At 50.3% G+C, this 12001-nt stretch carries 5 protein-coding genes; all 5 read left to right on the forward strand.

What is annotated here, in order from left to right:
* Window positions 1–12: 12 nt before the first annotated feature.
* From ectB to HHL17_RS11705, 5 genes are read left to right on the forward strand one after another with little or no spacing between them, the layout of a single operon-like run.
* Window positions 13–1275, forward strand: a complete 1263-nt coding sequence (gene ectB, locus HHL17_RS11685) for a diaminobutyrate--2-oxoglutarate transaminase (protein ID WP_169224896.1) — start codon at window positions 13–15, stop codon at window positions 1273–1275.
* A gap of 20 nt (window positions 1276–1295) precedes the next feature.
* A complete protein-coding gene (locus tag HHL17_RS11690; protein WP_169224897.1) occupies window positions 1296–7379 on the forward strand; it encodes a non-ribosomal peptide synthetase in 6084 nt (2027 codons plus the stop codon).
* Window positions 7380–7407: 28 nt separating this feature from the next.
* Window positions 7408–9366: a MupA/Atu3671 family FMN-dependent luciferase-like monooxygenase gene (locus tag HHL17_RS11695; protein ID WP_169224898.1), complete on the forward strand. Its 1959-nt coding sequence runs from the start codon at window positions 7408–7410 to the stop codon at window positions 9364–9366.
* A gap of 19 nt (window positions 9367–9385) precedes the next feature.
* Window positions 9386–11254: an asparagine synthase (glutamine-hydrolyzing) gene (asnB, locus tag HHL17_RS11700; RefSeq protein ID WP_169224899.1), complete on the forward strand. Its 1869-nt coding sequence runs from the start codon at window positions 9386–9388 to the stop codon at window positions 11252–11254.
* A gap of 11 nt (window positions 11255–11265) precedes the next feature.
* Window positions 11266–12000 (forward strand): aspartate/glutamate racemase family protein, encoded by a 735-nt coding sequence (locus tag HHL17_RS11705; protein ID WP_169224900.1) that lies wholly within the window; start codon window positions 11266–11268, stop codon window positions 11998–12000.
* Window position 12001: the final 1 nt, after the last annotated feature.

Consider the following 12001-nt stretch of genomic DNA (forward strand, 5'->3'; position numbering starts at 1 on the left):
ACTTTTTGTTTTATGCTGAACGAATCCAACGTGAACAGCTATGGGAAGGCTTTTCCTACTGTCTTCGAAACTGCTGAAGGCGAAATACTGACAGACCATCGCGGCCAGCAATATATCGATTTCTTTAGTGGCGCAGGAGCGCTCAATTATGGACATAACCATCCCAAACTGAAACAGGATATACTTTCTTTCCTCCAGAAGAACCATGTGGTGCATTGCCTCGATATGGACAGCGCCATTAAAAAGCAGTTCCTCGAAATGTTTGATGCCGTGATATTGAAACCGAGGTCGTTGCCTTATAAAGTACAGTTTTGCGGCCCCACAGGGACTAACGCGGTGGAAGCTGCTGTCAGGCTTTCCAGGAAGGTGACGGGCCGTAAAAAGGTAGTGGCCTTTACCCGTTCATTCCATGGTATGACGGCCACTTCACTGGCACTGTCGGCCTGTTGCCTGGAAAGCCAAAAAGTAAATCCTCCCCAGGAGGTGCTCTTTTTCCCGTATGACGGATTCCTGGGAGAGGACGTCAATACCTGCGCATTCCTGGAAAAGATGCTTACCGCCAGCGGGTCTGGCTTTGAACTGCCTGCTGCCGTTATCGTGGAAACAGTACAGGGAGAAGGTGGTGTCAACGTTGCCGGCATTCAGTGGTTACAACAGCTGCGCGACTTCACTGCACGGGCCGGCATCATGCTGATAGTAGATGAAATTCAAACAGGATGCGGCCGTACGGGTACATTCTTCAGCTTTGAAAGGGCTGGTATTGTACCGGACCTGGTACTGCTGTCAAAATCGATCAGCGGATTCGGGCTGCCTTTGTCCCTGGTACTGATAAGGCCGGAGCTGGACATCTGGAAATCAGGCGAACATAATGGCACCTTCAGGGCCAATAATCTCTCCCTGTGCACCGCCATCGGCGCGCTGGATTTCTGGAAAACAGGCGCGCTGGAAGCCGCTACCGTGGCTAATGGCGCATTTATCCAGGAAAAAATGCTGGCCCTCGCGGCCAAAGTGCCGGCTATTAAATCCGTGAGGGGCATCGGCATGATATGGGGCATTGAAATGGAAACAACTACGGCAGCTAAACAGCTGTCTGCCGAATGTTTCAAAAAAGGACTGATCGTGGAAGTATGCGGGCCTGATGATACCGTGTTGAAGATCCTGCCGGCACTGACGATCTCCCGTCAATCCCTTGAACAGGGACTGCGGCTTATCGCTGAAACAGCATTGCAGTATGCTCCCCACAACGTGGAGAAAAGAGAAGCATTGGCTATATGATTTAAAGTGATGAGAAACTTATGCACAGGTCAGTATTGAATATTATTGCCACACTGGGAAAAAAGAATATCTCGGTGAAGGCACAGGCCGGCCAGCTGAAGGTTACAGGTAATCTCGCCGCATTGGAAGACGGCGAGAAGGAGCAATTGCGCCTGTTCAAACAACAAATACTGGAATTACTGGATGATGACAGCACGGCGGGAGATGGTCATTTCAGACATATCCCGCCTGCGCCGGAGAGCTATGCTTATCCGTTGTCATCTTCCCAGAAAAGATTGTGGGTGCTGGGACAGTCCCCGGAAACAAACGTAGCTTATAATATCCCTGCTGTATTGTCTTTTAGCGGTCATCTTGATGTCGCGCTGTTATCTGCTTGTTTTGAGACCATTATCCGGCGCCATGAAATATTGCGGACCACATTCCGGGAAGATGATACCGGAACAGTGAAACAATTTATTCTTTCCCCGGAGGCAGCACAGCTTCATGTCGGCTATGAGGACTGCAGAGAGGCCTTGCGCCCGGCTGACAAGGTTGATGAGGTGATCATGCAGCAGTTTGCTGCGCCATTTGATTTTTCGGCGTGGCCGCTTATCCGTACCGGTGTTTGTCACCAGGAAGATGACCGGTGGATATTCTACTGTGTGCTGCCGCATATCATCGGTGATGCCTGGTCTATGCGTGTGCTGATCGCGGAGATGGCACAACTTTATCAGTGCCTTGCTGCCGGTGAAACACCGCAATGGCCACCCTTGCCGGTTCAGTATAAAGACTATGCATGGTGGCAACAGCAACAACTAAACGAAGGAGCGCTCCTCGTGAGTAAAAAATACTGGCAATCCAGAATGGAGGGCGTATTGCCTTTGCTGGAACTGCCTGCCAACCGCCCGCGGCCGGCGGTCCGTTCCTATCAGGGACATGCCGTACACCTGCTGTTAGGCAATACGCTGACTGGTCAGTTGAAATCCTTCGCCGATGACGGGGGAAGCACGCTCTTTATGGGCTTACTGTCGGGCGTTGCAGCATTGCTGGCGCGGTACACTGCGCAACAGGATATGATCATCGGTACGCCCGCTGCCGGCAGGAATCATGTTGACCTCGAAAAACAGATCGGCTGTTACATCAATACACTACCGCTCCGCGTCCGGATTGACGGGCATGACAGCTTCCGGTCGTTACTGGAAAAAGTAAGGGATATAACGCTGGGCGCTTTTGAACATCAGCAGTATCCGCTGGATGCACTGCTGGAAGATCTGCAAGTAGCGCGCGAAGCAGGCCGGAACCCGCTCTTCGATGTGATGATGGTGCTGCAGAACAATGAAACATTGCAATCGCAAAATACTTCACTGGCCAACGGGCTGGAGGTAGGCAGCTATGAAGGCGAAACGTTCGCTGTGAGTAAACTGGACCTCACATTTTACTTTCATGAATCACCAGACGGTATTGCACTGAAGCTGGAATATAATACGGACATATTTGACCGGGAATTTATTCAGCAACTGGCAACGCATTTCACCACCCTGCTGGCCAATCTGCTGGTTCGCCCGGATACACCCCTGGCAGAGGTGCCCTATTTGCCGGAAGAAGAAAAACAACGTCTGGCGTCATTCAATAATACTGAGGCATGGTTTCCCTCAGAAAAGACCATCACGTCACTGTTTGAAGAACAGGCGCGCCTGTTGCCGGATGCTACTGCACTCGTGGCCACAGATACCACCCTCTCTTTTGGTGTACTGAACGAAAAGGCCAACCGGTTAAGCCATTACCTGCAAAGCAGGTATGCTGTTGGACCTGGAGATATTGTGGCCGTGAGGCTGCAAAGCAGCGAATGGATGATCATCAGCCTGCTGGCGGTGCTAAAAGCCCGTGCTGCGTACCTGCCTGTTGATCCGGCATTTCCGGCGGAAAGAGTTGACTACCTGGTGGCAGACAGTAATTGCCGGTTGGTGATTACAGACGATGTACTGGCAGCCTTCAGTAGGGAGGAGAAGGACCATAGCCCGGAAAACACCACCAGCGGGAACCCTGACGACCTGGTGTATGTGATCTATACCTCCGGTTCTACCGGACATCCCAAAGGATGTATGTTGCAACATCGCGCGGTGGTCAACAGGATATACTGGATGTGGAAACATTATGCCTTCTCTTCGGAAGATATCATTTTACAGAAAACCACTTTCACTTTTGATGTGTCAGTATGGGAGATATTTATGCCGCTGTGTTTTGGGGCACGGCTGGTATTATGTCCCCGGGAAGATGCCGGTTCTCCGGAAAAAATAGTAGCGCTGATTGAAAAAAACAGGGTCACCTGCCTGCATTTTGTGCCTCCCATGATGAATGCCTTTATCGGACAATTACATCACCAGGAGCAGGTACCCGGCCGGCTCAGCAGCCTCCGTATGGTAGTGACCAGTGGAGAGGCATTGCAGCCGGCAACGGCGCATAACTGGTACGCCCTGTTGAATGTGCCGGTACACAATTTATACGGTCCCACGGAAGCAGCCGTGGATGTCACCTTTTATCCTGTATCCTCAAACGATCAGGTCATTCCCATCGGAAGGCCCATCTGGAATACGGAGATGTATGTACTGGACAATCACCAGGCACTGCTGCCCGTGGGCGTCTATGGAGAACTGTATATAGGTGGCACGGGGCTGGCAAAAGGATACTTGAACAAGGAACAACTGACCGCTGAAAAATTTATAGTCCATCCTTTCAAAAAAGGAGAACGATTATACCGCACTGGTGATATAGGCCGCTGGTTGCCGACAGGAGATATTGAATTCAGTGGACGGGCAGACGACCAGGTAAAAATCAGGGGATACCGGATTGAAACAGGAGAAATATCACACGCGGTGCAATCATACCCCGGGGTAACAGCCGCGCTGGTAAAGGCATGGAAAAGAACGCCGGGTGATGAAAATGAGCTGGTCGCATACCTGAGTGGCAACAACATTCAGATCGGCGCGCTCAGGGCCTTCCTGGAAACAAAATTGCCGGCATATATGGTGCCTCATCATTTTGTAGTGCTGCCGGCATTGCCACTGACCAGCAACGGTAAAGTGGACAGGAAAGCATTACCTGCGCCGGACACATTGAAGTCGCCTGACAACGGTTGTTTCCAGGCTGCACGAAATGATGTGGAAGTCCACCTGGTAGCCGTTTATGGCGATGTGCTTAAAAAACATCCTATCAGCATCAACGATGATTTCTTTTTGCTGGGAGGCGACTCTATCAAATCCATACAGATCGTTTCCCGGATGAAACAGCGGGGATATGTCCTAACGATACAGGATGTGATGAGATATCCGTCAATCGCGGAACTATCCACGCATGTAAGCATACAGGAAAGGGAAGCTGAACAGGGCCTGGTGACCGGCATTGTCCGTTTAGGCGCTGTACAGCAATGGTTACTGCAAAGTGGCGGAGAGCATCCCCATCACTTTAATCAATCCGTTCTGCTGGAAAGCAGGGAAAGGCTGATAACCGGGGTGTTGGAAACGGTGCTGACAAAAATCTTCCTGCATCATGATGCATTACGCCTGGTCTTTCATCATACAGAAACGGGGTGGATACAGGAAAGTAAAGGAGAAGAGCTAAAAGCGCACGTTGAAGAAATAACATGGGATAGCGAAGCAGCGTTTGCGTTGCATTGTGAACGGTTGCAGGCTGCGGCAGACCTTGACCGCGGGCCGCTGTTCCGGGCAGCCTTGTTCCACGGGCCTACCGGCGACCGGCTGCTGCTGATCGCACATCATCTGGTGATAGATGCGGTGTCCTGGCGTATCCTGCTGGAAGATCTGTCAGACTTATATGCACAATGCCTGGCAGGAGAGCCGTTGACGTTACCACAAAAAACGGATTCCTTCGCCTACTGGCAACAACAACTGCAACAGCATCTCCGCGACGGAAAGCTGAAAGCACAGGAAGCATACTGGCAGGACATCGATAATGCTTCGCCGGAAAGACTGCCGATGGACAGCCCTGAGGGGCAAAATCTTATCGGTACAACGGCTGCTCATGCTTTTACCCTGAATGAAGAAAATACAACATGGCTGTTGACCCGCACGCATCAGGTTTACCGGACAAATATGAATGACGTGCTGTTAGCTGCCCTCAGTCTTGCCATGCATGAAGTGATGGGTGTTGCTACCGTTGCGGTGGAACTGGAAGGGCATGGCAGGGAAGACAGCTGGGGCGATATGGACGTCAGCCGTACAGTAGGATGGTTTACTACTATGTATCCGGTCATACTCCGGACGGACCATGCAGCAGATCCGCTTTATCACCTGGTGACAGTGAAGGAGAACCTGCATCGGGTACCGGACAAAGGCATCGGATATGGATTGCTTCGGTATGCGGGTCATCATGACTTTCAGATGAAGCCGTTGATACGTTTTAACTACCTGGGTGATTTTGGAGACGGAAGAAACAACAGTGAGGACAGGTTCTCCATGTCCGGTGTTGCCCATGGTGCAGATGTATACAATGGCAGAACACGCGACATTATACTGGAGATTACCGGGATGACCGCCAATGGCAGGTTACAGCTGTCTGTAGAATACAGTGCGCAACAATACCACCAGGAAACCATCACCAGGCTGATGGATGCATACCGCAAACAACTGGAAGTACTTGTCGGCCTGTTGTCAGCAACAACGGAGAATAGGCTTACGCCGGTAGACCTTACCTGCCGGGACCTTGGCATTGACCAAGTCATGCAGTTGGGAAAGAAAATACCCCTGGAAGATGTATATCCGCTTAGTCCATTGCAGGAAGGGCTGTACTTTCACTGGGTCTCCAATCCATCGTCCCCGATGTATTTTGAACAGGTCAGCTACCGCCTCAAAGGTAAACTGGAACCCGCTTTGCTGGAGCAAAGCTATTACATGCTGGTAGCGCGGCATGCGGTATTGAGAACTCATTTTTCCCAACGTTTCGGTCAGCGGATGTTACAGGTGGTGGCACGTACTGTCAGTGAAGGGTTTACCTGTGAAAAAGTGGACAGCAATGTGCAGCATTATGTTGAACAGCGCAAACGCAACGACAGGGCGCAGGGGTTTGATCTGAACAGCGGTTCCCAGATGCGGCTGACAGTGCTGGAAGTAGACAATGACGTTTGGGAATTTATCTGGAGCCACCATCATATCATCATGGATGGATGGTGTATTGGTATACTGGTAAAGGAGTTTTTCCACCTGTACGACAGCTTGCTGGAAGGCACAGCACCGATGCTGGGACCAGTGCAGCCCTACTCGGCATATATACAATGGTTGGAGACCATCGACCGGGGCGATATGCTACACTACTGGCGGAATTATCTTGCCGGCTATGATGCAGCGGGCACGTTGCCGCGTAAACCGGTTGTGTCCAGGAAACAAACCATTATCAAACGGTACACATTTACGGTCGAAGAAACATTACGGCAACAGATCACCACCTTCTGCGCGACACTCCGCATCACGGAAAATATTTTCGTCCAGGCTGTCTGGGGCATATTGCTCTCTTGTTATACGGCCAGCCAAGATGCCGTCTTCGGCGCTGTTGTTTCCGGCAGGGCCGGACATCTGGATGGTATTGAAGACATGGTGGGCTTTTTTATCAATACCATTCCCGTCCGTATCCGGTATGATACACTGCTGACATCGCAGTCACTGCTACTGAAGATAAAAGAAGACCTGGTGAACGGGGAGAACTATCACTATGCCCAACTGGTGGATATACAGGAAGGAAGAGGAGGACAATTGTTTGATACCATTCTCGTATTTGAAAATTACCCCGTACAGAAAATAATGAAGCAGGACCCCAAACGGAAAGCTGTCTGGGAAAGCCTGTCTTTCGCCTCGAGTGGAGGCTATGAACAAACCAGTTTCGATATGGTAGTGGTGGTAAGCCCGGGCGCGGCATTAACCGTTGACTTCTGTTATAATGCCGGGACGTATGACGAATCTTTGATAGAAAGGCTCCGGCAACAATGGATGCATATTACCCGGTCTATCCTGGAATCCCCTGACAAACCAGTGGGATCTATCAATTTCCTGAAAGATGTTCCCGGCGATGCAAAGCTGGAAACCGATTTTAGCGCTTCCATCAGCAACGATTTCTAACCCGTTTCACACACCCGCTTTTATAGATATGATCAGCAATAAAGAAGATGATGCAGTCATCATCTACCATAATGCCACTTTTACAATGAATGGCCTGCAGGTGAAAGCTGGCAGCATACATCACCAGTTGCAGCAATTGGACCTGCAGAAGAATGACACTGTTGTGCTGTACCTCGCTGCTGCGGAAGACCTGCTTCCGGCGGTTTGGGCGCTGGAGGCCAGGCAGCTCGCCTGGGTCCTGGCAGACCCTTTGACTGACAGGAGCGGAGCCGATGCTGTGGCAGTACGCTACGGCGCGCAGGCAGTTATTACTACACATCTCCATCAGCAGCAGCTGCCGGTTGTTCCGGTAGTTTTTGCAGATGGTCCCGAAACAGAGGCGCCGTTCGCAGAGGGGGAACCTGTTTGTCATCCCTGTTTGTGGAAGGACGCAACTGCTTTTGCTGACGAAATGGGTAAGCTCGTGGGAAAAGGGCAAGGGGTGGCGTTGCCTGCGAATATGCCGGCAGACCAGCTGCTGCCTTTGGTACTGTGGGCTTCAGCCAATGGAGTTCCGGTTATCATTAACAATCAGGAAGACAAATCGTTTCTGAAAAAATACCTGGGTGAAAAGCCTCCTTTCACGATGGAGTTTAGCCTGTTTCATTTTGGAAGCTACGTGGAAGATTCGGCTGATGGCAAATATGAACTGTTGATGGACGCTGCCGCTTTCGGTGATGCAAATGGTTTTACAGCGATATGGACACCAGAACGGCATTTCAACGAATTTGGCGGACTGTATCCCAATCCTTCTGTATTGAGCGCCGCCATCGCTGCAAAAACCAAACATATCGGGATACGCAGCGGCAGTCTCGTATCGCCGCTCCATCATGCTGTAAGGATCGCAGAAGACTGGGCATTGATTGACAACCTATCCAACGGTCGTGCCGGGATATCCTTTGCCTCCGGATGGCAATGCGACGACTTCATCTTCTTCCCCGAAAATTATGCTGACCGGCATCAGCACATGATGAAACAGATTGCGGCAGTAAGGGAGCTATGGGGAGGCGGTACTGTACCGGCAGTCAACGGTCTTGGGAAAGAAATTCAGGTGAGGATATTTCCCCGGCCGGTGCAACAGGAACTGCCGATGTGGATTACTGTTTCAGGAAAAATTGAAACATTTATCGATGCGGGCAGAATTGGCGCCAATATCCTGACGCACTTATTATGGCAGAATACAGAAGAACTGATAGACAAGATAGCCGCTTACCGTGCCGCATTACAGGAGAGCGGTTTTGATCCACGTTCCCGTAAGGTGACAGTCATGGTGCACACTTATCTCGGAGAAAGCGATGAGGAAGTCCGCCAGCTGGTGCGGGAGCCGCTTAAAAGCTACATCCGCTCCTCCACACAGCTGATACAGGCCATGGCCGGCAGCAACTCCGGTGCTGGCAATGCAAAAGAAGTGGCGGGACGTTATGGCGGCGTCAATGATCAACTGCCGGAATCACTCCTGCAGGAATTGACGGAGCTGGCTTTTGAGCGCTTCTTTGAACAGGCAGGGCTGCTGGGTTCTGTCACAAAAGCAGAAAAATTATTACACCGGCTCAAATCCTATGATGTGAATGAAGTTGCCTGCCTGATTGATTTCGGGCTGGGCCGGGATGATATACGCAAAGGGTTTGCCTATTTAAACCAACTGCGTACGCTGTATGCCGGCGGTAGCAATACTGCTGTTCCGGTACAGACGTTGTATTGCCCCATCGCCGCATTGCGGATGTTGGAAGATGACCCCGAACTGATGCGGTATTTATCAACTGCAAAATATATCCTCACGGAAGATGGCGACCTGTCAGACCTGCCGGCAGTGGTGGCGGCCAAAGTGAAAGTAATGCGAACAGCTATCACCATCAACGGAACAATGCAATGTACGCTGGAAGATTACTCCGGCGGGTTTGCCAATAAAGAGACAGCTTTTACCGGTCAGGTAAGCGATGAATTTTAGGGATTAACTCACAATAACTATGTGCGGAATTACGGGCATTTATGGTGTACATGGACCAGTACGGATTACCGAAGCAGTGCTGGAGAAGATGACCGGCATGCTTCATCACAGAGGGCCGGATGACGTGTCTTACTACTATGGCAACGGCGTCGGATTGGGCTTCAAAAGACTGAGTATTATTGACGTGCATCACGGGCGTCAGCCTTTCATCAGCGAAGACAAACAGGTGGCGCTTATCTGTAACGGTGAAATATACAATCACCGGGAACTGCGCCGGGAACTGGAACAAAAGGGATACCGGTTTACCACGCATTGCGACGTAGAGGTGATACTATACCTATACCTGCAATACGGACATGATTTTATTGACAGGTTGAACGGCCAGTTCGCTTTCTGCATCTTCGATGGCAGGAACAGAAGTGTCTTTCTCGCAAGAGACCAGTTTGGTATCTGCCCCCTGTTCTACACACAAGTGAAAGACACCTTCGTCTTCGGGTCAGAAATAAAAGCGATACTGCAACACCCGGAAGTAAAAAGAGATGTGAACCTGGAAGGGCTGGACCAGGTATTCAGTTTCCCCGGCCTGGTAAGCCCGGCCACTATGTTTAAAGATATTTGCAGTCTCCCGCCGGGCCACTATCTGCTGATAGAAGACGGGAAGACAAGCATTACACAATACTGGGACCTCATATACCCGGAACAGCAAGCTACGACGCATGCCAGTGAATCCTATTACCGGGAAAAGCTGGAAGAGCTGCTTATCCGTGCTGTCAAATACAGAATGAACGCAGATGTGCCGATTGGTTTTTATCTCAGTGGCGGCCTGGATTCTTCGCTGGTAGGAGGCATCATGAAAGCGGTTGCCCCCGACGGCGGATATCCTGCGTTCTCTATCGGATTCCCGGGGAATAATGACATGAATGAAAGCACCTATCAGCAGCAGGTGGCAAAACACCTGGGCGTGACGATGCATGAGATCCTGTTTGACCCGTCGGAAGTAGAATCAAGACTTAAATCGGCTGTCTGGTCGTCAGAATGTGCGCTAAAGGAATCCTACAATACCTGTTCCCTCGCATTGTCCCAGGCGGTAAATCAAAAAGGGATCAGGGTGGTGCTCTCCGGAGAAGGCGCCGATGAACTCTTTGGCGGCTATGTGGGGTATAAATTTGATAAACAACGGGTCATCAACACAGGAAACAAAGAGCTGGAAGAACAGCTGGAAGATGAATACCGTTTTAAGTTGTGGGGCGACAAGGATTTTTTCTATGAGAAAAACTATTATGAATTTAGTGATACAAAACGTAACATCTACTCCCGTACATTAAGAGAGCGCTTCAGGAGCTTTGATGCTGTCAGTACCCTGCAGTTCAATAAAGAACGGGTCCGCAACCGGCATGTACTGCATAAACGTTCCTACATAGATCTCAAGCTCCGTTTGTCTGACCACCTCATTGCGGATCATTGTGATCGTATGACCTATGCGAACTCCGTTGAAGGCCGGTTCCCATTCCTCGATATCGATCTCGTGGAATTTGCCCGGACAATTCCGCCAGACCTGAAACTGAACGGACTAAATGAAAAATATATACTGAAGGAGATCGCACGGAAATACATACCCGGACAGATCATCGACCGCCAGAAATTCGGGTTTATCGCGCCCGGCAGTCCGGACCTGATCAGGCAACGGATTGAATGGATTGATGACATGCTCTCTTATGAGCGTATTAAAAAACAAGGATACTTTGATCCTGATACCGTAGAAGCGCTTCGCAAAATTTACAGCGCAAGTGATTTCCGGCTAAACCTGCCTTATGAGAGTGACTTACTGATAGTAGTGCTCACCTTTAATATTCTGCTCGAACTTTTTGACTTACCTAACATACATTAATTGTTCTTCCGATGAATCAACCAAAAAAGATGGGAATAGTAGGAGGAATGGGGGCCAGAGCCGGCGCGCTCTTTCTGCAAAAGATCATTGATTACTCTCCCGCCATATCGGACCAGGATTTTCCGGAGATTATCTTCCATAACAACGCAGGGGTACCTGACAGAACGAAGGCCATTCTTCATAATGGCCCCTCTTCCCTGAATGCGCTCCTGAAATCCATTGATCTGTTTAACCAACAGGATGTGGAGCTGATCGCCCTAGCCTGTGTTACCTCTTATTATTACTATGAACAGCTCCGAAGACATACCAATGCCTGTATCATGAATCCCCTGCACCTGGTGGCGGAGGCTGTTCGTGAAAAATCGCCGGGCAATGCTCCGCGAGTGGGACTGCTGGCTACCAGCGGCACCATCAGTGCCGGTTTGTTTCATGAGGCACTGGGCAGGGAAGGTATTGAAGTTGTTACCCTTAACAGAACTGATCAGGAAGAGGTGTTCATGCGTGCAGTGTATATGGAAAACGGGTTTAAGTCCAATCATATATCCACAGAGGCCCGCAGGCTAATGGCCCTGGCGTTTGAAAAGATACAGAACAATGGTGTGGACGTGGTGATCGGAGGATGTACAGAAATATCCCTGGACGCATCGCCCGCCTCTGCTGACTACCGGTTTATTGATGTGCTGGACCTGCTCGCGAAAAAGACTGCAGCATATTGTTATTACTCCAATTATATAACCATCGAATAGT

The sequence above is a fragment of the Chitinophaga fulva genome, assembly GCF_012927205.1.
GTDB classification, from domain to species: domain Bacteria; phylum Bacteroidota; class Bacteroidia; order Chitinophagales; family Chitinophagaceae; genus Chitinophaga; species Chitinophaga fulva.